Below are 24,324 nucleotides of genomic sequence, written 5' to 3'. Positions count from 1 at the left end.
GCTGACATCCTTCTTCTCCGCGCCCGAGTGCGCGCGGCCGGGGCCACCCCTCGAAGGGGCACCCCTTGTCTTCCTCTTCTTCACCGTCTTCTTCGGCCCACCCGCTCGCGCCCTATGGCTGGGACGACGAGTGGGCCGCTGAATTCGCCCCCCACCTGGAGCGGGGGCTCATCCCGGGCCGGGTCGTACGGGTCGATCGCGGACAGTGCGATGTGATCACCGCCGACGGACTCGTCCGGGTCGACACCGAGTTCGTGACGCCGAACGACCCACTGCGCGTCATCTGCACCGGCGACTGGGCCGTCGTCGACGCGGGCGGGGACCCCCGATACGTACAGGCGTATCTGCCCCGCCGCACGGCCTTCGTACGCTCGACCTCCTCCAAACGCTCGGAAGGACAGATCCTCGCCGCCAACGTCGACTTCGCGATCATCGCGGTCTCCTTGGCGGTGGAGCTGGACCTCGGCCGGATCGAACGGTTCCTGGCGCTGGCCTGGGAGTCCGGGGCACAGCCGCTGGTAGTGCTCACCAAGGCGGACCTGGTACCGGACGCGGTGGGCCTGTCGTACCTGGTCCAGGACGTCGAGACGACGGCACCGGGCGTACAGGTGCTGGCCGTCAGTTCCATGGACGGAGACGGCCTGGACGTCCTGGGCGCCGTCGTGTCCGGCGGAACGTCCGTCCTCCTCGGACAGTCGGGCGCGGGCAAGTCGACGCTCGCGAACGCGCTCCTCGGCGAGGACGTGATGGCCGTCCAGGCGGCACGTGACGTGGACGGCAAGGGCCGCCACACGACCACGACCCGCAACCTGCTCGTCCTCCCCGGCGGCGGCGTACTGATCGACACACCGGGGCTGCGCGGGGTTGGACTCTTCGACGCCGGGAACGGCGTCGGGCAGGTCTTCTCGGAGATCGAGGAACTCGCCGCCTCCTGCCGCTTCCAGGACTGCGCGCACGAGGCCGAGCCCGGCTGCGCGGTGCTCGCCGCCGCGGACTCCGGGGTCCTGCCCGAGCGACGACTGGAGAGCTACCGCAAGCTGCTCCGCGAGAACCAGCGGATCGTGGCCAAGACGGACGCGCGGGCCCGAGCGGAACTCCGGAAGGAGTGGAAGCGGAGGGGCGCGGAGGGCCGCGCCGCGATGGAGGTGAAGCGGGGGGTGCAGGGGCGCTGAGTTCGCCTGCGGGCGCGTGGGAGCTGGGTGCGCAGTTCCCCGCGCCCCTGGGTGGGAGGGGTTGGGGTCGGTGTTGCAGCTGAAGGTTCGTTGCCGCTGAGCGCGCAGTTCCCCGCGCCCCTAGGTGGGAGGGGGCTGAGGCTGCCATCCATCCGCGGACCGCGGACCACGGTCGTGCGCCTGTGTGCCTTTGTGACTGTCGGTGGTTTGTGGCTGTCCCCCATCGGGCCGCAAGCCGCCGACGCAGGCGGGGCGGGGCCGTGCCGGTATGTCAACGTTCGCGACGTACGGCTCCCGCTGGAAACGCCCACCGATGGCACTCAGGGCAGTACGCCCGGAAGTCGCGAACGTGACATACCGGCACGGCCCCGCCCCACCCACCAACCGAGAGCGTCACGTCCGATTTCCGCTAGCCACACCCTCGGCGGCAGCGCAGACTGGAGGGGTGATTGACGAAGAGACCAGGTATGGAGCGGTGCGGAGCAGGGACGCCCGGTTCGACGGGGAGTTCTTCTTCGCCGTGGAGACGACGGGGATCTACTGCCGCCCGAGCTGCCCCGCGGTGACGCCGAAGCGGGAGAACGTCCAGTTCTACCCGACGGCCGCAGCCGCGCAGAGCTCCGGGTTCCGAGCCTGCCGCAGGTGCCGCCCGGACGCCGTGCCGGGCTCCGCCGAGTGGAACGTACGCGCGGACGTCGTGGGTCGCGCGATGCGGATGATCGGCGACGGCGTCGTGGACCGCGAGGGAGTCGCCGGCCTCGCCGTGCGCCTCGGCTACAGCGCCCGCCAGGTGCAGCGGCAGCTCACCGCGGAGGTGGGCGCGGGCCCGGTGGCCCTGGCACGGGCCCAGCGGGCCCACACCGCCAGGGTGCTGCTGCAGACCACGGAGCTGCCGATCACGGAGATCGCCTTCGCGGCCGGGTTCGCGAGCGTGCGGCAGTTCAACGACACGATCCGCACGGTGTACGCCTCGACACCGACCGAACTGCGCGCCGCCGTTCCCCGCCGGGGTGCAGCCGCGCGTCGCGCGGCCACTCCGTCGGCGGGGATCCCGCTGCGGCTGGCGTACCGCGGGTCCTACCAAGCCGGCGAGGTCTTCGACCTGCTGGCAGCCGAGGCCGTCGCCGGTGTCGAGGAAGTGACGAACGGTACGGGCTCCCGTACATACCGCCGAACCCTGCGCCTGCCGTACGGCAAAGGCATCGTGGCCGTCGGCGAGAGGCCCTCCAGGACCTCGGCCCACGCGGCCGGCTGGCTGGACGCCAGGCTGCACCTCACCGACCTGCGCGATCTCACCACAGCAGTGCAACGACTGCGGCGCCTCCTGGACCTGGACTCCGACCCGTACGCAGTGGACGAGCGGCTGGGAGCCGACGAACGCCTGGCACCGCTGGTCGCGGCAAGGCCGGGACTGCGTTCGCCGGGCGCCGCCGACCCGGAGGAACTGGCCGTACGCGCACTCGTGGGCCGGGACGAGGCCGAGCGCCTCGTGAGGGCGTACGGGAAGCACCTCGACGCACCCTGCGGAACGCTCACGCACGTCTTCCCCGAGCCGGCCGCCCTCGCGGAGGCGGGCGGCACCCTGGGCGCACTCGCCACAGCGCTCGCCGACGGCAGCCTGCGCCTGGACCCCGGGGCGGACCGCGAGGAGGCGCAGGCCGCGCTGCTCGCGCTCCCCGGCATGCACCCGCGGACCGTGGCAGTCATCCGCACCCGAGCCCTCGGCGACCCCGACGTGGCACCACCGGACGAGGACGTCCCCGACGCCTGGCGCCCCTGGCGCTCCTACGCCCTGCACCATCTGAGGGCGGCCGGCCAGATCCCACCCACCACGAGCACGACGAGCGACCTGGAAGAGCACCGATCATGACGAACGTCCACTACGCCGAGCTCGACAGCCCGGTCGGCCAACTCCTGCTCACAGCGGACGAGTCCGGCGCCCTGACGTCCCTCTCGGTCCCCGGACAGAAGGGCGGCCGCACCGTCCAGCCGGACTGGCGGCCCGCACCCGGTCTCTTCCGGGACGCCCGACAGCAGCTCGCGGCCTACTTCGCCGGTGAACTCAAGGAGTTCCAGCTGGAGTTGAAGGCGAGCGGTACGGAATTCCGGGAGAAGGTCTGGGGCGCCCTCGACTCGGTGCCCTACGGGGCGACCACCACGTACGGGGAGATCGCCGCGCGGATCGGCGCGTCGGGCGTCGCCGTGCGGGCCGTCGGCGGGGCGATCGGTGCCAATCCGCTGCTGATCGTCAGGCCGTGCCACCGAGTGATCGGCGCGGACGGTTCGCTCACCGGCTACGCGGGCGGCCTGGAGCGAAAGCTCCAACTGCTGAGGCTGGAAGGACGATAGACGGCGGGAGATGGCGGGCCCCTGCTCAGACAGCGGGCCCCTGCTCAAATAGCGTGCGCCCTACTCCTCTTCCAACCCCCAGCTGTGGATCCGCCGAGGGTGGATCCGGATCAGCTCCTCACTGAAGTGCGGGCCCAACTCATTTGGCCCCGTGAGGAGTTCGGCCTCGCCCCGGATGTCCACTCCGCGCACCTTCCAGGGACGAAGGCTGACGATGTCGTCGACGACGAGGGCGACCTTGGGGTTCTTCTGGAGGTTGCGCCACTTCTTGGTGGTGCCCATGGCGTATCCGCCGATCAGGATCGTGCCGTCGTCCTGCGGATAGAAGCCCACGGGGTTCGCCTGCGGCTGCCCGTGCTGGTCGACGGTGGCCAGCCGACCCAGTCGCTGGGACTTTAGGTACACCCGTTCGGCTTCACTGAATGCGGTCATAGCTGCAGCCAAACACGGATTTCGCGTCCGGCGCATCGGATCCTGACCCCAGGACCTGTCCGACAGGCCCTGGGGCCGGAGCTCCGCACCCGGCCGGACTCCGTCGGCGGAAGGCAGTGACGCATGGTCAGACAGACGCTGGTCGCCGTGGCCGGAGGGCTGGTGCTCACGCTGATGGGCACGGGCGTCGCCCACGGAGGCAGGGAGCCCCTCGCGCGAACAGCGCCCGCGCGCTGGACAGGCACCTGGGAAGGCTCCGCCTCCGGAACCACGGCCGCTCTTCCCGGCGCCTCGATCCGAAACGTCGTCCACACGAGCGTCGGCGGCACGGCAGTCCGCGTACGGATCTCGAACCGCCTCGGCACCCTGCCGCTGGCCCTCGGCGGAGCCACGGTCGCCCGACAGCTGAGGAACGCCCCCAAGAGCCCGGACGCCCTGCCCGGCACGATGCGCACGCTCACGTTCGGCGGGCGGAAGAGGATCACCGTGCCGGTGGGCAGGGACGCGGTGAGCGACTCCGTGACGCTGGCCGTCCCGGCGGCCACCAATCTCCTCGTCACCCTCCACACACCCGGGGACTCGGGCCCGGCCACGTACCACCGGGACGCCCTGCAGACCAACTTCGTCGCCCCGAAAGGCAATCGGGTCGCCGACGTGAGAGGTACGGCGTTCACGACGACCACGCGCTCCTGGTACTACGTGACCGGTGTCGACGTACGACGGGCGCAGACCGCGGGAAGCGTGGTCGCGCTCGGCGACTCCCTCACCGACGGCTCCGGTTCGACGCCGAGTACCAACCGTCGCTGGCCCGACCGCCTCGCAGAGCGTCTACGGCGCCTGCCCGGGAACCGTCAACAGGGCGTACTGAACGCGGGAGTAGCCGGAAACCGGCTGCTGCTCGAAGGCCGGGGACCCAGCGCCCTGGCCCGGTTCGACGCCGACGTCCTCTCCCGCACCGGAGTGCGCACGCTGATCGTGATGGAGGGCGTCAACGACATCAAGAGCGCGCCGAACCAGACCGACCCGGCCGCCCTCGGTGCCGCGTACCGAGAGATCGTGCGGCGTGCCCACGCCCGAGGCATCCGCGTCGTGGGAGCCACACTCACCCCGTTCGGCGGCTACGGCGGATACACGGACAGGCGTGAACGCGTACGGCAGGAGGTCAACCGGCTCATCCGTACCGGCGACCTGTTCGACGCGGTCGCGGACTTCGACGCCGTCGTCCGCGACCCGTCCCGGCCGAACCGCATGCTGGCCGCCTACGATCCGGGCGACCACCTCCACTTCAACGACGCGGGCATGCGGGCCCTCGCCGACAGCATCGACCTGAGGGCTCTGGCGGGATAGCTCAAGGGGCGGCCGGCAGCCCCCACCGCGGGGCCTCCTCGTTCGGCTCGACGGGTGCGATGCGCAGGTCCGGCCGGTCGCCCTTGGCGGTGATGAGCGCCGACTCGCCCTTGCGCAGGGTGACTTGGATCGCCCCGTCGCCCACGGCCTTGTACCGCAGGGGCCGCCCGTGGCCGTCCCGCACGTCGATCGCGCCGGCCATCCCATGCCGTACGACGCAGGGGGCGCCCGCCTCGCTGACCAGCCGCACCCAGCGAGTCTTCCCGCCCTTCCGCACCGCGCTGAGCAGGAAGGCTCCCTGGGTGCGGAAGTCGTGCACCGTCAGATCGGCCCAGGCGGCGGGCAGGGCGGGGAAGACACGGATGACGTCGCCCCAGGACTGGCAGATCATGTCGTGGACCGACTGGGCGGCGGAGAGCGGGGTCTCGATGACCGGGCCCGACTCCTTGTACATGGTGTTGGGCTGGATGAAGCGGGTCATCAGCTGGCCCAGGTACGACAGCGCGTCCTCGCCCTTCCCCAGCAGCGCCGACATCGAGGCGGCGCCCGTGAACGTGTAGCCCTGGAGGGCGCCCTCGAAGCCGACCCAGTGGGCCAACGACTTCTCGATCAGGGCCTTTTCGTCCGGGGTGTCGCCCGTCAGCTCGTACAGCGGGTAGACGGCCAGGAGGTGGGAGTAGTGGCGGTGCGACTTCGCGAAGGGGATGTCCGCACCGATCATGAAGCCGTTCGCGTCGGTCGGGTACGCGGCCCGCTTGGCCAGGACCTCGCGCCAGCGGGGCGCCAACTTGTCGTCGATGCCTAGGAGTTCGGCGGAGTCGAGCAGCGTGCGGCAGCCCCAGGTCAGCAGCATCAGGTCGTAGTTGCAGTCCCGGGAGTTGCCGCCGTACTCGGGTGAGAAGGTCGCCGGGAGGTGCAACTTGCCGTCCGCGCCCGGCTCCAGGAAGTGCAGGTAGTAGTTGACCGCCTTGCGCAGGAGCGGGAAGAGGACGTCCCGGAGGATCGACTTGTCCATGGTGTGGCGGTAGCTGAGCCAGACGTTGTGCAGGGCCCAGGTGAGGTTGCCGACCTCGGGGGTCGGCGGCTCCTGGCCGGGGATGCCGACGCCGTAGCCGAGTACGGGGTCCGTCGCGCCGCCGTTGACCAGCGAGGCGTCGGTGGTGCGCGGGATGCCCAGCGAGTCGCCGCGGTAGGCGGGCGCCATCTCGGCCTTGAGGTGGTCGCGGAACTCGCTCAACGACCGGGTCACGGCGTCGAGTTCGAGGTGGTTGGAGCCGTGGATCAGCCAGTACTCCAGCTGCACGTTCAGGTTCCACCAGGTCGCGGGCCAGGGCGTGGGCTCCAGCCAGGGGCCGCTCGTGGCCATCGCGGGGGCGTCACGACGGGCCGCGGACGCCGTCTTGTAGAGCTGGATCCAGTAGAAGCGCTGGATGCGCGCGTCCGGGAGGGAGAGGAAACTCTTGCGGTAGAAGGCGTGCCACCAGGCGCGATGCGTCAACGCCAGTGTGTTGTACGGCAGGAGTGCGGACGCGCGGACGGTGGCCAGGGCCTGCCGCAGTGCCGTCGACTTCGGGTGGGAGTGCGCGACGTTGACGTACAGGGTCCGCCGGGAGCCCAGTGTCCGCTCGCGCCACGCGGTGACGTGCTGGCCGCCGGAGAAGAGCGGTTGGACGGCCGCGGATATGCCGTCGTGCTTCTCGATCTCGGCGGGCGGGTTGCCCGTGTATCCCGGCGGGACCGGTTTGAAGGCGGCACGGGGGCTGATCGCGTCCGCCGGGTGGAACACCCACCGGAAGTCGCGCTCGCCGCTGCTCGGTGTCACCTCGACGGCGAGTACGGAGCGGGTGGTGTGGATCAGGGCGCGGATCGTGAGGGTGCCGCGGTCCGTGGTGAGCGTGCCGGTCAACTCGGCGTCACGCAGCCCGAGTCGCCAGTCGAGCCCGGTGATCGCGCCCACCGGCTCCAGGGTGAAGTGGCCGATGGGCAGCCGGGCGAGACCGAAGAGGGAGCCGAACTGCGGGCGGTGGTCCTGCACTTCGGAGTGCTGGATGTTGAAGCGGACGGCCTCGGTCTCCCGGCCCGGTTCGGCGTAGATCCCGGAACCCAGGAAGCCGTTGCCCAGGTACGGGCCCTCGTACCAGGTCTTCGGCATCCGCTCCCAGACCAGGTCGGCGTCGTCGAGGACGGTACGCCAGGGGTCGGCTGACGTGGAGGGGGCGTATGGGGCGGAGGGGGCGCTTCCATGGTCGGCCGCGCTCGCCTGTGCCGGGAGGCCGGTGGCGAGAAGTGTCCCGCCGAGGGCGGATCCGGTGGCGAGCACGGTTCGTCTGGACGGGCTGGGCATTGCGCCTCCTGGCGGCTCGTTCTACTGCGTGCACTCCGGGAGATTCATCGGAGCTATCCCAAGGCGCAACGTAGAGAAGGTGCAGGATGCCGTCAATATAAAGGGAGAGATCCGATGTGTGGAGTGTGCGGGTGGAGCGTGCGGCAGAGGATCACGGGCCCCAGATCACAGCTCCCAGCCACGCCCCCGCGATCAGCAGGCAGGCGAACAGCTCCACCAGCACGCTGGTCCCGCCCGCCCGCATCACCGAGCGGACCGACGCCTTCGCCTCCCCGGGGCCGCCGAGCCGCAGCCGCTCGGCGAGATAGGCGCCGCCGAGATAGCCGGGTATCGCGCCCAGCACCGGCAGCAGGAAGAAGCCGAGCAGGGCCCCGACGCCCGCGTACGCCGCCATGCGCGGGGTGGCGCCGCTCGCGCGCAGCCTGCGCGGTGGCAGCCGCCAGCGGATCACCTGGGCCAGGAACAGGACGGCCGTGGCGCCCACCAGCACGGCCCACGAGAGCGCCCGCGGATCCTCGAACGCCCACCACAGGACCGCGGCCCACACCAGCCACGACCCCGGCGCGCCGGGTACCAGCACTCCGCTCAGGCCGAGCAGCAGCACCACACCGACCAGCAGGAGTTCCCACGCTCCCATCTGTCCAGAGTGCGGGAGAGCGGGCGAAACCGCAGGTCAGTCCTGTCGCTCCCGGGCCACCCAGCCCTTCTCGTACGTGTGCCAGCCCAGCTGGAGTCGGGTCGTCACGCCCGTCAGCTCCATCAGCCGCTTGACCCGGCGCTGCACGGTCCGCAGGCCCAGGTCGAGCTGCTTGGCGACGCTCGCGTCGGTCAGCCCGGCGAGCAGCAGGGAGAGGATCTCCAGGTCGGTGCCGTCCGGCCCGTCCCGCTCCTCCTCGGTGACCGTGCCGGGCGCACCGAGCCGCAGCGGCAGCGCGTCCCGCCACACCGCCTCGAACAGGCCCGACAGCGATTCCAGCAGCCCGCTCGCGTGGACCACGAGGGCCGCGGGCTCCAGGGTCCGCGAGGTCAGCGGCACCATGGCGAGGGCCCGGTCGGCGATCACCAGCTTGGTGGGCACCGTGTCGACGACCCGTACCTGTTCGTCGCGGTCGAGCGCGGCGGACAGCTCGGCGATGCCGTTCGGCAGGTGCAGCACCGACCGCTCGACGACCACGCGGTAGCGGACGCCGCGGTCGGCGGCCTGCTCCTCCGCGTCGTTGTCGGTGCCGGAGACGACGACCGGGTTCCCGGTCACCAGGGCGCACACCTCGTCGCTCGCGCCGAGCTGCAGCTGCAGGAACCGCTGGGCGACCGCGGCCGCGCCGGTCACCACCTCGACCAGGTCGTGCGCGGCGGGCTCGACGGCCCGGGCGCGGTACTCCTCGGCGAGCAGCGCGGCCGTCAGCTCCGCCTGATCCAGCTCGTGGCGGCGCTGGGTGAGCAGCGCGCCGATCGCGACACCGGGCGGCGCCGCGACCCAGCGGCCCGGCCGGGCCGACGACTGGGCGGCCAGACCGTGCCGCTCCAGCCGGCGCAGCGCGCGCTCGGTGTCGTGCTCGCCGAGCGTGAGCCGCCGGGCGAGATCTGGCACGTCGGCGGCGCCCACGGACACCAGCGCCCGGTAGGCCGACTCGTGTGTCTCGTCCAGCCCTATCGCTGCCAGACCTGTCGCTCCCAGCATGCGGCGACGCCCCTCCCCGAAGACCCGGCCGTGGCGGAAAACGGCCACGGCGTAAAACCGCCTCGGCACATCATCGCGGTACCCCGCGTCTCTCTGCCAAGGTGGCGCCACCGCAGCACAACGCGCGGGCCGTGGCGAGGACCCGCCACGGGCCGGGAGGGCCGAGTACGCGGTGCGTGGGTGCGGGGCGGCGGACGGGCCGCGACCGCCGGGCACAGCTGACCCTCAGGAAAGCCGGTCACACTCAGGGCCGAACCGGGTGACTCCCAGGAGAACTGGGGAACTCGGCCGTTCAGACCGTGACCCGGGCGTACGGCGTGTGCGTACGGCGTACGCCGGGGGCCCGCGGTCACACCGGCGCCGCCGGGCGGTTCTCCCGTGGGGGGTGGGATCGCCCGGCGGTTTCGTATCACCGTTCGACGCCCAACCCCGTGGCCGGTTTTTCCGGATGCACCGTTTTCATCCGGCCTCCGCGGTGGACAATTAGGGGCATGAGCCAGCAGGGGGAGAAGCCCACCGGTCATGAGGACGACTGGTGGGGGCAGCTGTACGACGACTCCACGGGGGACACGGGGCCCGCGGCCGCGGCCGACTCCCTCGACGACCGCTTCGCCTCGGCGTCCGACACCCTGGGCGCCCCGGCCGACGCGCCCCCGCCTCGGCCCGTCACGGGCCCGGGAATCCCACCACCCCGCACCCGAACACCGCCCGAACGCCACCACCTCGGCAACGGCTCGGACCCGTCCGAGCCGAAGACCGACGCCGACACCGGGCCCACGCCCGGCGGCCCCGTGCCGGACGGCCCCGCGGTCACCGGCTTCGGCACCGGCTGGCCGGTGGCCGGCTGGGGCCCCAGCGAACGCCAACCGCCGGAGGCAACCGGCGGTCCACTTCCTGGCGGGCCTGCGCCTGGCGGCTCTGCGGCTGCCGGAGAGGCACTCCGGCCTGGGGAGCCGGAGAACGACCCGCTGCGGCGCAGCGGGCTTCAGCGGCAGCGGGCGCCCTGGGAGGCCCCGCCCGCCGAACCACCGGCCCAGACCTCCTTGCCGCCGGGCACCCAGCAGCAGAGCCCCGAGCCTCGGGGCTTCCACCCGCCGGTTCCTCAGCCGTCGGGTCCTCGACTGCCAGGCCCCCAGTCACCAGCCCACCAGTCAGCAGCCCCCCAGCCGCCGGGGTTCCATGCGGTGGTGCCCCTCAGCGGTACGTCCGCGGAGGCGCCCGGTGCCGGGACATCCGCGTCACGAACGCCCTCCGACGCATCACCGCCGCCCTCCGAGGCAGCCCCCTACGCCCCGCCCGCCACCCTCGTCGACGCCCCGGTCGGTACCTCCTCCGACCAGCAGCCCCCCGTACAAGCCCCCGCACAAGCCTCCGTACAGGCCCCCAACCTCCCCGCCCCCGTCGACTACGTGGGCTCCGGGCCGCCCACCTACGACGCCGAGCCGACCGCTCTGCCTCCCGCCGACGTGGACGATCTCGACGATCTCGTGGCGGACACCGTGCTGGACGGGGCGGCGTACGGGACGTCGACGCTGCGGGCCGCGTCCGTGCGCGGGGACTCGGCGCGCTACCGGGGCGAACCGCGCAGGGACTCCCTGCTCACGGCCCGCTTCGGCGTCGGGGACGGCGCCCTCGTGCTGGTCGCGATGGCGACCGGGGCCCGCGCCACCCCCGGCGCGCACCGGGCCGCCGCCGAGGCGTGCCAGTGGATCGGGCGGGCCGTCGGCCGCAGCCACGCGCGCCTGGCCGAGGACATCAGGGCCGCCCGGCGGGGCGACCTCAAGTCGGGACTGCACCGGCTCACCGACCGCAGCCTCGGCAAACTGCGGGCCACCGCCGCCGAGCAGGGCATCGAACCGGAGGAGTACACCGCGAGCCTGCGCTGCCTCCTGCTCCCCGCAGACCCCGAGTGCCGTACGCGCGTCTTCTTCGGTGTCGGAGCGGGCGGCCTCTTCCGGCTGCGCGACGGCGAGTGGCAGGACATCGAGCCGCATGCCGCCGACACGGCGGGCGAGGCCGTCGTCGGCTTCGGATCGCTGCCGCACGAGACCCCCGACGGCGACCGGCTCACCATGGACCTCGGCATCACCACACCCCCGAGCCCGTACGAGCCCGCCCCCGAACCGCCGCCCCGCGACCCGTTCCGCTTCCGGGCCTCCGTCGCCCGCCCGGGCGACACCCTCCTGCTGTGCACCAGCGGTCTCGCCGAACCCCTGCGCGGCGAACCCGCCCTGGTCGAACACCTCACCTCCCGCTGGTCGGACGGCGACCCGCCCGGCCTCGCGGCGTTCCTCGCGGACACCCTGGTACGGGTCAAGGGGTACGCCGACGACCGGACGGCGGCGGCCGTTTGGGAGGCGTAACCGCGCCCGCTGTGAATTCATGGGACATGAAAGGGAACCTGTGACAGCGGAAGTGAGCCGAAGACAGGAAGTCGGCTGAGGACAGCTAAGGGGCGCGTGACTCATGGCCAAGCAGAACGTCGCCGAGCAGTTCGTCGACATCCTCGTCCGCGCGGGCGTGAAGCGCCTGTACGGAGTCGTGGGCGACAGCCTCAACCCGGTGGTCGACGCCATCCGACGCAACGCGGCCATCGACTGGATCCACGTCCGCCACGAGGAGACGGCCGCCTTCGCGGCGGGAGCGGAGGCCCAGATCGCGGGCCGGCTCGCCGCCTGCGCCGGCTCCTGCGGTCCCGGCAACCTCCACCTCATCAACGGCCTCTATGACGCCCACCGCTCCATGGCCCCGGTCCTCGCCCTCGCCTCGCACATCCCCTCCAGCGAGATCGGCCTCGGCTACTTCCAGGAGACCCATCCCGACCAACTGTTCCGCGAGTGCAGTCACTACAGCGAGATGATCTCCAACCCGAAGCAGATGCCCCGGCTGCTCCAGACCGCCATCCAGCACGCGGTCGGACAGAGCGGCGTGAGCGTCGTGACGCTGCCGGGCGACATCGCCGACCAGCCCGCCCCCGACAAGGCCGTCGAGACCGCCCTCGTCACCTCCCGCCCCAGCGTCCGCCCCGGCGACACCGAGATCGACAAGCTCGCCGCGATGATCGACGAGGCCGACAAGATCACCCTCTTCTGCGGCAGCGGCACCGCCGGCGCGCACGCCGAGGTCATGCGGTTCGCCGAGAAGATCAAGTCCCCGGTGGGGCACGCCCTGCGCGGCAAGGAATGGATCCAGTACGACAACCCGTACGACGTCGGCATGAGCGGCCTCCTCGGGTACGGCGCCGCCTACGAGGCCACCCACGAGTGCGACCTGCTGATCCTGCTCGGGACGGACTTCCCGTACAACGCGTTCCTGCCCGACGACGTCAAGATCGCCCAGGTCGACGTACGGCCCGAACGTCTGGGCCGCCGCTCGAAGTTGGACCTCGCGGTGTGGGGCGACGTGAAGGAGACCCTGCGCTGTCTCACCCCGAAGGTGAGCCCCAAGAGCAACCGCCGCTTCCTCGACAAGATGCTGAAGAAGCACGCCGACGCGCTCGAAGGCGTGGTGAAGGCGTACACGCGCAAGGTCGAGAAGCACGTCCCGGTCCACCCCGAGTACGTCGCCTCCGTCCTGGACGAACTCGCCGACGACGACGCCGTGTTCACGGTCGACACCGGCATGTGCAACGTATGGGCGGCCCGCTACATCTCGCCCAACGGCCGCCGCCGCATCATCGGTTCCTTCTCGCACGGCTCGATGGCGAACGCGCTGCCGCAGGCCATCGGCGCGCAGTTCACCGACCGCGGACGCCAGGTCGTCTCGATGTCCGGCGACGGCGGATTCTCCATGCTGATGGGCGACTTCCTCACCCTCGTCCAGTACGACCTGCCGGTGAAGGTCGTCCTCTTCAACAACTCCTCCCTGGGCATGGTCGAGTTGGAGATGCTGGTCGCCGGACTTCCCTCGTACGGGACCGCCAACAAGAACCCCGACTTCGCCGCGGTCGCCCGCGCCTGCGGTGCCTACGGCGTACGCGTGGAGAAGCCCAAGCAGCTCGCGGGCGCGCTGAAGGACGCCTTCAGGCACAAGGGCCCGGCGCTCGTCGACATCGTCACCGACCCGAACGCCCTCTCCATCCCGCCGAAGATCAGCGCGGAGATGGTGACCGGGTTCGCGCTGTCGGCGTCGAAGATCGTGCTGGACGGGGGAGTCGGCCGGATGCTGCAGATGGCCCGCTCCAACCTGCGCAACGTGCCGCGACCGTAGGCCACTTCCTCGCCGTGGGTCAGCTGCTCAGGGCGCCAGGAGTCAGTCGGTGCGGGGGACCCACTGGCGGTCCGAACCGACCGAGCCGTACCAGTAGCGCGGAAGACCCTCGACGCCGCTGGTACGGAACGGCTTGCCGTGGTCGTCGACGCGGATCGTGCCGGTGCGTCCCTGGGACGACCAGTCGAGTTCCAGGTACCAGCTGCAGTCGCAGGAATTCGTCCGTGCGTTGACGAGCAGCACCTCCGGGTCCTCGGCGGACACCCGGTAGGGCATACGCATCGCCGGGATCGGCCCGTCGACGTCACCGCCCGCGACCGCGCGTGCGATGGGCCGGTCCTTGTCCAGGTCGACGGCGAAGGAGCGCGGGGTGACCGCGCCTCCGCAGCCCTCGTCCATGGAGTAGCCGGCACCCCGCAGTTGGGCCGAGCGTCCGACGACCCGTACCCGGAGGGCCTCCAGGACGACGGCGGTTGACGACTTTCCCTGTACCGAGATGTTCACGATCGTCTCGCGCCCGTGCACCGCGTTCTGCGTGGCCGCCCACCTAGCGGCGTCCTGCGTGATCGGAGGCGGGGGTACCTGTTCCGGCTTCTTGTCGATGACGTACTCGTGGCCGCAGTCGAACGTCCAGCCGTGCGAGTTCGCGGTCCAGGTCAGTGGGAGACCGGTGGAGCCGGAGCCGTTCGGGCGGCCGGCGTTCCCCGACGGTTCGCCGTCCTTGCCGGGGGGCTTGGACGCCTTTCTCCTGCCGCTGGGCGACGGCGAGGACGAGGGCGATCCGGAGACCTTGGGGGACGGGCTCGTGGACCCGCGGTCACGTGGGTCGTCGGTGGCCGCCGTCGCGGTCGGGCCCTCGCTCGGGCCGACGATCCGGGAGGCGTCGTCGGACCGACGGTTGTCGGACAGCGCGGACAGGCTGCCCAGCGTGACCAGCAGCACCGTCACCACAGCGGCGGTGACCGTGACCCGCCGCCGGTACCAGGCCCGGCGGAGGCGCGGACCTGAGCCGCCGGAGGAACTGGAAACGGTCGGCACACTCGATACGGACTGGGACTCGGGTTCGGGTCCTGACTCCGAGCCCGAGGGACCCGACTCCGACTCGTCGCTTCCTTCGGGACCGCCGACCTTCTCGGGGCCGCCCTCGGACTCGGCACGGCCTCCCCCGGAGCGGGCGTCCGCTGCGTCAGCGACCGGAGCCGGAGTTGGAGTTGGAGTTGGAGTTGGAGCCGAGGCTGAAGGCGGATCCGGCTCCAGCTCCGGACTCTCCGACGCCCCCGGCGTCCGCGGTCGCTGTCGGGCCGCCACCGCCAGGATCCAGAGGCGGTGGAGTTCGAGCCGCTCGGCCGGTGTCGCCCCGCACAGTGCGGCGAACCGCTCCACGGGTGCGAAGTCGAGTGGCACCGCGTCACCGGCGCAGTAGCGGTGCAGTGTCGAGGTGTTCATGTTCACCCGGCGCGCGAGGGCGCCGTAACTGCGGTCCGTGCGCGCCTTCAGGCGCCTCAGCAGTGCCGCGAACTCCTCGACGTCGTCGTCCCGAGTCGACACCGTGCCCCCGTGCTTCTCGTCGTGGCCCCCTGGTCCAAGGGGCGGTTCCCGTCCCGGGAGGGCATCCCAGGCACTCCATATACCTGCACGTCAGATGGCCTGGGATGGTTCCACCGTCGCGGATCCGGCGCTGTCTGTTGCGCAGGCCCCGAGTGACGGCTGATGCTCTTGGTGTCGCACCGACCGCCGCCGGACCGACCACCCGGTGGCAGCCCACGACCGGGACCGGCGTCGACACCCGTGCACGCGGATCCTTCCCACGTGCACCCCACTTCACCGACCCGCTCGCCGACCCGGGCGGATCGATCATGCACTCATACACAGGGGGACCCATGTCCAAGCGCACCCGAGCGGCCTCGCTCACCACCTTCGTCGCCGCGAGCGTCGCTTTCGGTGCGGTGCTCGCCGGCCCGGCCGACGCCACCGGGAAGGACACGAGCGCCTCGAAGCACGCCTCCACGAGCGCCTCGGCGAAGGTGAAGGCGGGGGCGTGGCCGAAGTTCCTGTCGGCCTCGCAGCTCCCGCCGCACCCCACGTCCTCCTGGACGGCGGGCAAGGTCACGGACGGCGTGCCGGACGAGCTCCGGTTCTGCGTCGAGGACACTCTGCCGGGCTACGACTCCCGGTACCGCGACTTCCGGACCGACCTGGAGACCAACGCCCAGCAGCTCACCTTCGTCGTCGGCACCAGCGCCAAGGCCAAGGCCCTGGCCACGCGGCTGAACAAGGACATCCGGGCGTGTGCCACACGGATCGAGCGGTCCGACCCGGAGACCGAGGCCGCGCTGAAGGACTACGGCAAGCTGTCGGTCGAGGAGGGCGCCCACGCCTACGGACTGCACACCGAGACGTCCTGGGGCGCCACCGACATCAACCTCTACTCGGTCGGCCGGGACGGGCGGGCCGTGACCTTCGTGCGCTGGGCGCAGATGGGTGACTTCTCCGACGCACCGGTGAAGGCGTTCAAGAAGACGACCACCACAGCGGTCAACAGGCTCTACTGACCGCTACCGGGGGGAAAGTGCTGGAGCCGCCCTCCCGCCACGGGGGTGTGAGAGGGCGGCTCCTCCGCACGAGCAGCACGTACGAGCCATGACCCGGCGAGAACCGGCCGCAGCCGGTTTGCGTCATTGATCTGCGCACTACAATCCTCGCGACCTCATCGGGGGAGAGCCGTCGTGGAAACGATCATTGTCCAGTTGCCGGGTCCGTCGTGGGCGGACGGCGAGCACGACCGACGCGGACCCGGGCTGCTGCACCTGGGGCCCGGCGACATGGCCGACTTCGGGCGTGGCGGGCCGGGTGCCGCGGACCTGGCGGTCGTCCTGGCCGACCCGGGCATCTCGCGGCGCGCGGGACGGCTGGAGGCCGCCGAGGACTACTGGCGGCTGTCCAACTTCAGCCGGACCGCGGGCTGTGTGGTGGAGAACCTGGAGGGCGCCGGCGAGTACATCACGGTGGCCCCCGGCCGCCTCGGCGCACCGGTCCCCTTCGAGTTCTCCCGTGTCGTGCTGCCCGCCCTGAACGGAACCGTCGACTTCAAGGTGTTCGCTCCGCAGCACGCCTACCTCGACGAGCGGTCCGTACCCGGCGCCGGTGACCAGACGGTCAACCCCTTCGCCCTCGACCAGACGTCGAAGTACTTCCTGGTCCTGGTGGCGCTGTGCGAGCCGCGGTTGCGAGAGCCCTCGGACACGACGCTCCCCGGCGCCGGAGAGATCGCGGAACGGCTGCGTCCGCTGGACTCCTGCCGCGACCTGTCCCGCTCCGCGGTCAACTACCACATCGACTACCTGTCCTTCGCGAAACTGCGCCTGGACCAGGGGGACATGGAAGGGGAGCAGGGCGGCCGTACCGGTGCCAAGCGCGCCCGACTGGTGGCGTCGGCGCTCCGGTTCGGCCTCGTACGCGAGGAGCACCTCGCCCTGCTCCCGAGTCGGCCGACGAGCCGGACGGCCAGTCGCCGGCCGGCACAGGAAGCTCCCGCGTGACACCGTCGTCCAGTGCGGAAGGCTCCGACCCGCCTCCGCCCCTCGAAGAAGGCCCCGCATTGACCCCCCGCACAGGCCCCTCGCCACATCTCCCAGCAGGCTTCCGCATCGACGGCTGGGAGCTCGGCGCGCCCATCGGATCCGGCGCCTGGGGCACCGTCCACGAGGCCCGTTCCGTCGCCGACGGCACCCCGGTCGCGGTGAAGGTGCTGCGCACCGACGCCCTGGCCCCGGGACAGCGGGCCGCCCTCGGTGAACTCGTCCAGCGCGAGGTGCGGTTCAGCCGGGAGGCGGACCACCCCAACCTCGTACGGACGCATGCCGTTTGTACGGTCGAGGCGCCGGAGCATCCCGATCTGGACGGTGCGATCGCCCTGGTCATGGACCGTGCCGAGCGCAGCCTCCAGGACGTGCTGGACGCCACGGAGGCCGGTCGGCCGGTCCCCGACGCGGATCGCGTACTGCGTTCGGTGGCCGCCGGTCTCGCGCACATGCACGGCGCCGGCTGGGTGCACGGTGATCTGAAACCGGCCAACATCCTGCTGAGTACGGACGGCGAAGTGTGGCTCGCCGACTTCGGTGTCGCCGCGGAACTGGAGGGCACCCACGCCCACATGCCGCCGCTCGGCACGCTCGACCATCTGCCGCCCGAGTGGTGGTCGCAGCGCACCGACGCGCGGGGCACGGTCGTCCGGACGACCGCCGACATCTGGGCCTTCGGCGTCCTCGCCCACCAGGTGCTCACGGGCGGGCTGCACCCGTTCCCGGGGGCCACCGCCAGGGCCCGCTCCCTCGCCGCCCAGTCCTACGCACGCGGTACCGCACCGCTGCGGCTGGACGCCGACATCGAGGAGAGCAGGCGCCGGCTGATCGCCGACTGTCTGTCGTCGGACCACGCCACGCGTCTCCAGTACACCGCCGACGTCCTCAAGGCCCGCGTGGACGAGCTCTCCGGTGTGCCCCGCCGTCGCCGGCGGCTGGTCCCGGCCGTCGCGGCCGTCCTGGCGGGAGCCGCCGTCGTGACCGGCGTACTCCTGCTGCGGGACGACGGCGGCGCCGACGACAAGGGCGGCCCCGGCGCGTCCGCCACAGCCACGGGCACCGCCACGGGCAGTCCGGTGGCGGTGGCCGCGGGGGAGATCCCGCAGGACTCGGACGTGCCCAAGGCGCTGCGCCCGGTCATCGTGAAGGCCGCACACCGCTGCACCGACAAGGAGATCACCCCCATCGTGCTCGCCGCCATGCTCAAGGCGGAGAGCGGGTTCGACGCGAAGGCGGCCCGCCCGGCCTCCGAGGAGTTCGGCATCGCGATGTGGACGCCCTCGGTGTTCCGCGCCTGGGCCGTGGACGGCGACGGCGACGGCGACAAGGACCACATGTCGCCGCCCGACGCGATCTCGACGATGAGCCTGTACGTGTGCTGGCTCGACCAGCGTTTCAAGGAGGCCGGGCTGCCGGAGAAGGACCTCGTCAAGCTCGTCGTGGCCGGCTACCGCACGAGTGACCGCACGATCATCGAGGAGCGCGGTGTCCCGGAGCGCGTGCGGCCGCACGTGGACAAGGTGATGCGCTATCTCGCCGAGTACGAACGGTGACTTTCACACCGACGGTGACCTTCTCGCCGACCACGAACGGTGAGCCGGGACCCGGTCGGTGACAGGGTCCCGGCTCACCGACTCACGCTCCGGCTACGCCTTCACCACGCCTCGGCTACGACCCGGCGCAGTCCGGCACGTCCGGCAGCCGGTTGTCGGGCGAGCTGATGTAGATGTTGGAGATGTAGCCGCCGTACTGGGGCAGATACGCCCACCAGTCGTTGGTGTAGGGCGGCACGCTGACGGTCTGGCCCTTCTTCTGGCAGCCCACCAACACCTCGACCCCGGCGGGCAGTTGGGTCATCGGCGGGTTGGCGGTGGACGGGTCCCGGCGGACGTTCACGTGCTCGCTCCAGGTTCCGTACCACTTGCCCGTCGGCCGTACCCCGCCGGGCACGTTCAGGGAGCGGGTCAGCCGGCCGATGTCGGTGTAGGCCTTGCCGTACGACGTGCCGGCCGGGTGGAGCGTCAGGACGGCCACGATCGAGCGGTCGCCCGCGCCCACGGTGCCGGTGCTGTGCAGCGCCGGGCGGGTGAGGTCCACGGCCGCGGCGGCGCGGCCCTCCGGAGCGGCGGTCCGCGCGCCGGTGCTCGCGCGCTTGGCGGCGGCCGTGCCCGTCGAACTGCACGTGCCCTCCGGGTACGACGAGCCCGCCCAGCCCTGCTTCACGGCCCAGGGGCGATCGAACGCCCCGGCGATGCCGAAGTGCTGGTCGAAGTCGTCCGAGGCACAGCGCGTGGACTGGCGCAGGTTGCCCATGACGAAGTCGCGCACGGGGGCCGGTGCCGTGTCCAGGAGGTAGCGGTAGATCTTCACGGTGTCGCGGGCGGACAGGGCGGTGTAGCCCCAGTAGCCCGGGTAGCCGGCGGGCGGCCCCGCGGTGTCGGTCAGGCCGAGCCGGGAGACCATCCGGTCGATGATCGCCGAACCGCCGTAGTTGGACCAGTAGTAGTCGGCCGCGTCGTCGTCGCTGCTGCGCAGCATGGGCTCCAGACGGGCCAGGTCGGCGGCCGGGACGGAGTACGACGGCCCGCGGTTCCACAGGAAGTCCAGGGTCAGCAGCAGCTTGACGACGGACGCGGACCTGAACGGCGCGGCGGCGTTGACCTGTTCGGTGAAGGCACCCGTCTGCCGGTCGAAGACGGCGACCCCGGCGGTGACGCCGTCGGGGATCTCGGCGGCGGCGGGTGCCTGGACGGCGGCGGTGGCCGGTGTGGCCGCGCCGGAGGTCAGGACCAGAAGTGCGGCGGCGGACGCGAGAAGTGTTCTCCACACGTGTCCGGCCGTTCCGCGAAGGCGCGCGGTGCGGTGCATGGTGGTTGTCTCCCCCTGGAGGAACGGCGCGGCCCCGACGACTGCCGGGACCGCACCGGCCGGGTTTCGAGCGGCGGACGGCGAAGGCCGGGTCAGTCCAGGTGCGGCCTGAGGTAGATCGAGTTGATCGGCGTGAGGTCGGCGTACACGCCCGTTCCCTCGGCGAGCATGTCGGCCGTGCAGTCCGTCCCGCTGCTGTAGCACAGCAGCGCGAGCGCACCGTCGTACTGGTTGTTGAGGACCCAGTGATTGCCGTACTGGTTCTGGAGGTTGTGCGTGCCGTACGTCCAGTAGATGTGGCTCGGGCTGACGGCGGGGTTCTGGTTCTGCGGGTAGACGCACACGGCGCCGTACGGGCAGCCGGCCCACTCGTCGGCCGCCTGGGCCTCGGTCGTGCCGACCGCCGTCAGGGCCGCGGTCGCGAGAGCGAGTGCGGCGGCGGCGCGAAGCAGTCTGCGCATGGTTGTGTCTCCTCCGTGGAGTCGGTGAACTCGAACCCTAGGAAGAGAAGCGGGCGACCGGTCCTGACGAATGTCAGGTTGACTGCGACCGGATCAGCAGCGCGGCATAGGTAGTTGGTCCGAGCGCGAGTGGTCGCACGGTACCCGGGACCGTAGGCGCGACAGGGTTCGGCACGGCCGGGTCGGCCGTCGGCCCCGCGGGCGGATGTACCGGCCCGTCTCATCGCGCGCGTGGACGCGGGGATCAGGTGTGATCGCGCCGGCCGGCCCTCGTGGGGCTCCACCTGTGACTGTCCGTCGGGCGGCGGCGACTCGGGCGGGTGGTTCGGCGCGCGACTTTTCCGGACGGCGGCAGGGCATCTCCGTACGTATCAGGGGCGGTTGACGATTCGACATGAGTGTCGTGATCCGGGCCGGGGCATGCATTCCGTGAACGTGTTCGAGCCGGAGGGGAATCGACAGCAGCGCGCGGGCGGGGGTCATGAAGAGGCAGGCACGAGGAGGCGGTCCCGTCGTATCCGGGGCCTTCTCGGCGAAGACGGGACAGACGACCACGACGGCGGGGGACACAGCGGACGGAACGACCGACCAGCACGGCGTTCCGCAGCTCAGGCTCAGGCTCGGGCGCTGCGACCTCCGGGCGGTGCCCCAGGTCCGCAGGGCGCTGCGGGACCTGCTCGCCCACTGGGGGCGGCCCGGCCGATCCGAGATAGCGGAGTTACTGACCAGCGAGATCGTCACCAACGCCCTCGTCCACACCAACCATGACGCGCTGCTGACAGTCACCGTCGGCCCGCGCGGACTGCGGGTGGAGGTGAGGGACTTCGTGGGACACAGGCCGAGACTGCGCGTACCGAACGCCGACGACGGTACGCACGGCAGGGGCCTGATCCTGGTGCAGTCCCTCGCGGACGCCTGGGGCGTCCGGGTCCACGGGGTGGGGAAGGTGGTGTGGTTCGAGCTGGACGGGGGACTGGCGTGACACCGGACGGGACGGCGACCTGACACCGAGCAGGGCGCGGACGTGGAACCGGACGGGGCGGCGACATGGAACTGGACGGGGGCGCGGCATCAACTGCCGCGCCCCCGTCCAGAGTTGAGGCCTCGGGGGCCCCGGTCCGGATCAGCCGAACTGCTGCTCCAGGTCCTTCAGCTTGCGCTCAAGGGAGTCGAGTCGAGGTAGCGCCATTGTGTCGTCCTCCGCGGTGAGATCGACCGTCGAGGACTCACTGCCTCGGCGGACGGGCTGCAACGAGGGTCGGGCGGCGCGTGCGGGCAGTTCCGGCGTTGCTATGGCAGGCTCCGCGGCGACCTGGGTGGCCGCCGGGGCCGGCTGGAGTTCCGCCTGACGGCCCCCGCCGCCGCGGCCGATCATTCCGCGGTGGCCGCGGGTGATCGCCTTGATGCGGGCACGGTCCAGCTTCTCCTGGTCGCGCCGGCGCAGACGGTTCTGCTCCTTCTCCCGCTTGTCCTCACGGACCTCCTCGACCGCCTCGTCCAGGCTGCGCACGTTCTCGAGCAGCATCAGCGACCAGGCGCCGTAGGTCTCACGAGGGGCACGCAGCCACCGTACGATCCGGATCTGCGGCAGCGGCCGGGGCACCAGGCCCTGCTCGCGCAGGGCGGCACGACGGGTCTGCTTCAGTGCGCGGTCGAACAGGACAGCGGCCGACAGGGACATGCCGGCGAAGAAGTGCGGGGCGCCCGCGTGGCCGAGACCCCTGGGGGCGTGAACCCAGTTGAACCAGGCGGCGGCGGCCGCGAACGTCCACACGAGTATCCGGGAGCCGAGCGCCGCGTCACCGTGGCTGGCCTCGCGCACCGCGAGTACGGAGCAGAACATCGCCGCGCCGTCCAGGCCGAACGGCACCAGGTACTGCCAGCCGCCGGACAGGTTCAGGTTCTGCTCGCCGAAGCCGACCAGGCCATGGAAGGAGAGCGCGGCGGCGACCGCGGCACAGCAGAAGAGCAGTACATAGGAGGCGGTGCCGTAGACGGCCTCCTTGCGCCTGCGGCGCTCTTCCGTGCGCTCCCACGAATCGTCGGCGTGGGTCTTCGCCCCGGCGCGCTTGCCACGCGCGAGCACCGCAACCGCCGCCAGCAGGCCCAGGAGCAGCACGGCGCCGGGAAGCAGCCAGTTCAGCGATATGTCGGTCAGTCTCATCTGGGGTCCCTTGCATTGGGATAGGGCGTAACGCCCGCCATAGTGGCCCAATCCCGTGCGTCCTCAGAGGGTTTCGGGGCAAGAGGCCGCCAAGGGAGTGCAAGGGTATGCGCGAGGACGGCATTCTCCTCGAACTGCCGCTTGAGGAGCGGGAGTTGAGTTCGAGTTAGATTACCCTTACGGGTGGTTCCACGGAAAGTTCTTGCGGCAAGTGAGGACTTTGTGAATCGACTGTAACCAAAGAGCTCGGCCGGGGCGCCGTCAAGGTGCCTGGTTCCGTGCCGAGTTGATCTTACGTGACGTGCGGTCGGCCCTTTACCACGGGATCAGCCCGCGGTGGCCGCCGCCTCCGCCGTCAGTTTCGCGATGCGGACCGCCTCTGAGTTGCGCGGGCAGTTGGCGCAGGTGTCCTCGGCGTCGAGGGTGTAGTAGAAGCAGCAGCTCGCCCGGTCGCGGGTGGACAGGCACTCGCCGTTCGAACCGGTCACCTCGCGGAAGCCGGCCGTGCCGACGTAGGGCCGGGTCGTGCCGGGGAACAGCCGCTCCAGCTCGTCCTTCGCCCGCCGCTGCTCGCCCAGGAGCCCGGCGACGTACCAGAGGCTCTCGACGACATCGTCCGTGGCCGTGCCCCACAGAGCGCGGCCACGGCGACGCGTCCGGGGGCCGAACGCGTCGAGGACCGGCGTCAGGTGCTCGGCCACGGCGGCCCGTACCGCCGCGCGCAGGGCCTCCTCGTCGGGGACGACGCGTGCGCCGGGCAGCGTGGCGGCCGGGTCGTCGGGCAGACAGGCGAACTCGCCGACGCGTACGGAGATGGTGCCGGGCATGCGCTGGAAGGTGACGTGCTCCACCGGAAAGCGGGGCACCCGGCGCAGCAGGAACCACGGCACCGTGATCAGCAGACAGGCCGGCCAGGCGTAGCGGTGCAGTCCGAAGCTGGCGATCACGTCCGGACGGCCTCGCTGCCCGTGGTCGGTGAGCACCTGGTCGTCGTCCCACGCGAGGAACGCGTCCAGGTCGGCCCCGCCCGCCGCGAGCCCGGCGACGGCGATGTGCCCGTCGCCGGCAGGAGCCGGTTCGCGCGGTGCGAGTTCCGTGACGCCCAAAGTCGGGAGTACCTCGGTCATCCGCGTGTACGCCGCTGTGAGGACCGAGTCCACCGGGCGTACGTCTGTGCCGGGCGAGGTCTCGGCCGGGGCGGGAGCGGACATGCAAGGACCCCGTTCCGTGATCGATTGCAGGTAAGGCTTACCTTACCCGATACGATCGAGGTTTACCCTGTTCTGTCGGGGTCGCTCCGGACCCCGACCGAAATACTCACCACCACTGCCCGTTCTGGAGGAGGCTCCCGTGGAGAAGGCCGGTTCGCGCGAGGCGTACGGCTCCGCAGGAGATCCTTCGGAGACCGCTCCCGGCGCGGAAGCCCCACGGGTGCCCCAGCAGCAGGCCCGGGCGGCGGGCGAGGGCCGGGGCAGCGCGGCCGGGCGGGCGTTCCGCGAAGACGCCCCCCGGGACGCCGCCGCACCCGGCACCCGGGCTTCGGCCCCCGCCGCTCCCGCTCCCGCTTCCGTCGAGCACACCGCCCGCGGGGAGCACACGCACAGCGAGACGCCGATTCCGCAGCCGAGGGTGACGCGGGAGGGGCTCCCGGCGTCGGCGGACGCGCCGGGAACCGGTGCCCGCCGGACTTCGACGGACGCTTCCGGCCGCCCGGGC

Annotated in this window: 19 protein-coding genes; 10 read left to right on the top strand and 9 right to left on the bottom strand. The window is 71.5% G+C overall.

What is annotated here, in order from left to right:
* The first annotated feature begins 65 nt into the window (after positions 1–65).
* The 3 genes from rsgA to ACH4YP_RS13045 all read left to right on the top strand — a co-directional run bounded on the left by rsgA (position 66) and on the right by ACH4YP_RS13045 (position 3,521).
* Complete coding sequence (rsgA, locus tag ACH4YP_RS13055; RefSeq protein WP_398490592.1) at positions 66–1,172, top strand: ribosome small subunit-dependent GTPase A; 1,107 nt, start codon at positions 66–68, stop codon at positions 1,170–1,172.
* A gap of 448 nt (positions 1,173–1,620) precedes the next feature.
* A complete protein-coding gene (locus tag ACH4YP_RS13050) occupies positions 1,621–3,042 on the top strand; it encodes a bifunctional transcriptional activator/DNA repair enzyme AdaA (RefSeq protein ID WP_398490819.1) in 1,422 nt (473 codons plus the stop codon).
* A complete protein-coding gene (locus tag ACH4YP_RS13045; protein ID WP_398490591.1) occupies positions 3,039–3,521 on the top strand; it encodes a methylated-DNA--[protein]-cysteine S-methyltransferase in 483 nt (160 codons plus the stop codon). Before ACH4YP_RS13050 ends, ACH4YP_RS13045 begins: the two co-directional genes overlap by 4 nt.
* Positions 3,522–3,581: 60 nt before the next feature.
* Here ACH4YP_RS13045 and ACH4YP_RS13040 read toward each other — a convergent pair whose 3' ends face one another.
* Positions 3,582–3,953 carry a PPOX class F420-dependent oxidoreductase gene (locus tag ACH4YP_RS13040; protein ID WP_398490590.1) on the bottom strand — a complete coding sequence of 124 codons (372 nt, stop codon included), beginning with the start codon at positions 3,951–3,953 and terminating at the stop codon, positions 3,582–3,584.
* Between the two features lie 123 nt (positions 3,954–4,076).
* On the opposite strand from ACH4YP_RS13040, the gene ACH4YP_RS13035 reads away from it, so the two are divergent.
* Complete coding sequence (locus ACH4YP_RS13035; RefSeq protein ID WP_398490589.1) at positions 4,077–5,300, top strand: SGNH/GDSL hydrolase family protein; 1,224 nt, start codon at positions 4,077–4,079, stop codon at positions 5,298–5,300.
* A 1-nt stretch (position 5,301) separates the two neighbouring features.
* Here ACH4YP_RS13035 and ACH4YP_RS13030 read toward each other — a convergent pair whose 3' ends face one another.
* The 3 genes from ACH4YP_RS13030 to ACH4YP_RS13020 all read right to left on the bottom strand — a co-directional run bounded on the left by ACH4YP_RS13030 (position 5,302) and on the right by ACH4YP_RS13020 (position 9,325).
* Positions 5,302–7,644 (bottom strand): glycosyl hydrolase family 95 catalytic domain-containing protein, encoded by a 2,343-nt coding sequence (locus tag ACH4YP_RS13030; protein WP_398490588.1) that lies wholly within the window; start codon positions 7,642–7,644, stop codon positions 5,302–5,304.
* 151 nt (positions 7,645–7,795) lie between these two features.
* The gene (locus ACH4YP_RS13025; protein WP_361067174.1) at positions 7,796–8,281 is read right to left on the bottom strand and encodes a DUF456 domain-containing protein; all 486 of its coding nucleotides are present in this window, start codon (positions 8,279–8,281) and stop codon (positions 7,796–7,798) included.
* A gap of 36 nt (positions 8,282–8,317) precedes the next feature.
* Positions 8,318–9,325: a helix-turn-helix domain-containing protein gene (locus ACH4YP_RS13020; RefSeq protein WP_361067177.1), complete on the bottom strand. Its 1,008-nt coding sequence runs from the start codon at positions 9,323–9,325 to the stop codon at positions 8,318–8,320.
* Positions 9,326–9,816: 491 nt separating this feature from the next.
* Here ACH4YP_RS13020 and ACH4YP_RS13015 point away from each other — a divergent pair, with 491 nt between their 5' ends.
* On the top strand, positions 9,817–11,688 hold the full coding sequence (locus ACH4YP_RS13015; protein ID WP_398490587.1) for a protein phosphatase 2C domain-containing protein: 1,872 nt from the start codon (positions 9,817–9,819) through the stop codon (positions 11,686–11,688).
* Positions 11,689–11,791: 103 nt separating this feature from the next.
* Entirely contained in the window at positions 11,792–13,534 is a 1,743-nt protein-coding gene (locus ACH4YP_RS13010; protein WP_361067183.1) for a pyruvate dehydrogenase, read from the top strand.
* Positions 13,535–13,576: 42 nt separating this feature from the next.
* Here ACH4YP_RS13010 and ACH4YP_RS13005 read toward each other — a convergent pair whose 3' ends face one another.
* Positions 13,577–15,082: a helix-turn-helix domain-containing protein gene (locus tag ACH4YP_RS13005; protein WP_398490586.1), complete on the bottom strand. Its 1,506-nt coding sequence runs from the start codon at positions 15,080–15,082 to the stop codon at positions 13,577–13,579.
* A gap of 332 nt (positions 15,083–15,414) precedes the next feature.
* On the opposite strand from ACH4YP_RS13005, the gene ACH4YP_RS13000 reads away from it, so the two are divergent.
* The 3 genes from ACH4YP_RS13000 (at position 15,415) to ACH4YP_RS12990 (ending at position 18,668) form a co-directional block, all read left to right on the top strand.
* Positions 15,415–16,086, top strand: a complete 672-nt coding sequence (locus tag ACH4YP_RS13000; RefSeq protein ID WP_398490585.1) for a hypothetical protein — start codon at positions 15,415–15,417, stop codon at positions 16,084–16,086.
* Between the two features lie 174 nt (positions 16,087–16,260).
* Entirely contained in the window at positions 16,261–17,073 is an 813-nt protein-coding gene (locus ACH4YP_RS12995) for a serine/threonine protein kinase (RefSeq protein ID WP_398490584.1), read from the top strand.
* Positions 17,074–17,132: 59 nt separating this feature from the next.
* A complete protein-coding gene (locus ACH4YP_RS12990; RefSeq protein ID WP_398490583.1) occupies positions 17,133–18,668 on the top strand; it encodes a serine/threonine-protein kinase in 1,536 nt (511 codons plus the stop codon).
* 115 nt (positions 18,669–18,783) lie between these two features.
* Here ACH4YP_RS12990 and ACH4YP_RS12985 read toward each other — a convergent pair whose 3' ends face one another.
* Positions 18,784–19,983: a hypothetical protein gene (locus ACH4YP_RS12985; protein ID WP_361067197.1), complete on the bottom strand. Its 1,200-nt coding sequence runs from the start codon at positions 19,981–19,983 to the stop codon at positions 18,784–18,786.
* A gap of 92 nt (positions 19,984–20,075) precedes the next feature.
* The gene (locus ACH4YP_RS12980) at positions 20,076–20,444 is read right to left on the bottom strand and encodes a hypothetical protein (protein WP_361067200.1); all 369 of its coding nucleotides are present in this window, start codon (positions 20,442–20,444) and stop codon (positions 20,076–20,078) included.
* Positions 20,445–20,925: 481 nt separating this feature from the next.
* Here ACH4YP_RS12980 and ACH4YP_RS12975 point away from each other — a divergent pair, with 481 nt between their 5' ends.
* Positions 20,926–21,426 (top strand): ATP-binding protein, encoded by a 501-nt coding sequence (locus ACH4YP_RS12975; protein WP_361067203.1) that lies wholly within the window; start codon positions 20,926–20,928, stop codon positions 21,424–21,426.
* Between the two features lie 141 nt (positions 21,427–21,567).
* On the opposite strand, the gene ACH4YP_RS12970 is transcribed toward ACH4YP_RS12975, so the two are convergent.
* Together ACH4YP_RS12970 and ACH4YP_RS12965 are read right to left on the bottom strand one after the other, a co-directional pair.
* On the bottom strand, positions 21,568–22,608 hold the full coding sequence (locus tag ACH4YP_RS12970) for a DUF2637 domain-containing protein (RefSeq protein WP_361067206.1): 1,041 nt from the start codon (positions 22,606–22,608) through the stop codon (positions 21,568–21,570).
* 326 nt (positions 22,609–22,934) lie between these two features.
* Positions 22,935–23,819: a (2Fe-2S)-binding protein gene (locus ACH4YP_RS12965; RefSeq protein WP_398490582.1), complete on the bottom strand. Its 885-nt coding sequence runs from the start codon at positions 23,817–23,819 to the stop codon at positions 22,935–22,937.
* Positions 23,820–24,324: the final 505 nt, after the last annotated feature.

Origin of the sequence: Streptomyces sp. NPDC020747 (assembly GCF_044334695.1) — a bacterium.
Taxonomy (GTDB): Bacteria; Actinomycetota; Actinomycetes; order Streptomycetales; family Streptomycetaceae; genus Streptomyces.
The sequence above is the reverse complement of the archived record's forward strand: the minus strand, read 5'-3'. Positions and strand labels throughout refer to the sequence as shown.

Bases quoted from the DNA above. Each gene is read 5' to 3' on its own strand.
- ACH4YP_RS12975 (WP_361067203.1), top strand. From the start codon at position 20,926: ATGAAGAGGCAGGCACGAGGAGGCGGTCCCGTCGTATCCGGGGCCTTC.
- ACH4YP_RS13015 (WP_398490587.1), top strand. From the start codon at position 9,817: ATGAGCCAGCAGGGGGAGAAGCCCACCGGTCATGAGGACGACTGGTGG.
- ACH4YP_RS12980 (WP_361067200.1), bottom strand. From the start codon at position 20,444: ATGCGCAGACTGCTTCGCGCCGCCGCCGCACTCGCTCTCGCGACCGCG.
- ACH4YP_RS12985 (WP_361067197.1), bottom strand. From the start codon at position 19,983: ATGCACCGCACCGCGCGCCTTCGCGGAACGGCCGGACACGTGTGGAGA.
- ACH4YP_RS13030 (WP_398490588.1), bottom strand. From the start codon at position 7,644: ATGCCCAGCCCGTCCAGACGAACCGTGCTCGCCACCGGATCCGCCCTC.
- ACH4YP_RS13040 (WP_398490590.1), bottom strand. From the start codon at position 3,953: ATGACCGCATTCAGTGAAGCCGAACGGGTGTACCTAAAGTCCCAGCGA.
- ACH4YP_RS12970 (WP_361067206.1), bottom strand. From the start codon at position 22,608: ATGAGACTGACCGACATATCGCTGAACTGGCTGCTTCCCGGCGCCGTG.
- ACH4YP_RS13010 (WP_361067183.1), top strand. From the start codon at position 11,792: ATGGCCAAGCAGAACGTCGCCGAGCAGTTCGTCGACATCCTCGTCCGC.
- ACH4YP_RS13035 (WP_398490589.1), top strand. From the start codon at position 4,077: ATGGTCAGACAGACGCTGGTCGCCGTGGCCGGAGGGCTGGTGCTCACG.
- ACH4YP_RS13025 (WP_361067174.1), bottom strand. From the start codon at position 8,281: ATGGGAGCGTGGGAACTCCTGCTGGTCGGTGTGGTGCTGCTGCTCGGC.
- ACH4YP_RS13045 (WP_398490591.1), top strand. From the start codon at position 3,039: ATGACGAACGTCCACTACGCCGAGCTCGACAGCCCGGTCGGCCAACTC.
- ACH4YP_RS12965 (WP_398490582.1), bottom strand. From the start codon at position 23,819: ATGTCCGCTCCCGCCCCGGCCGAGACCTCGCCCGGCACAGACGTACGC.
- ACH4YP_RS13000 (WP_398490585.1), top strand. From the start codon at position 15,415: ATGTCCAAGCGCACCCGAGCGGCCTCGCTCACCACCTTCGTCGCCGCG.
- ACH4YP_RS13020 (WP_361067177.1), bottom strand. From the start codon at position 9,325: ATGCTGGGAGCGACAGGTCTGGCAGCGATAGGGCTGGACGAGACACAC.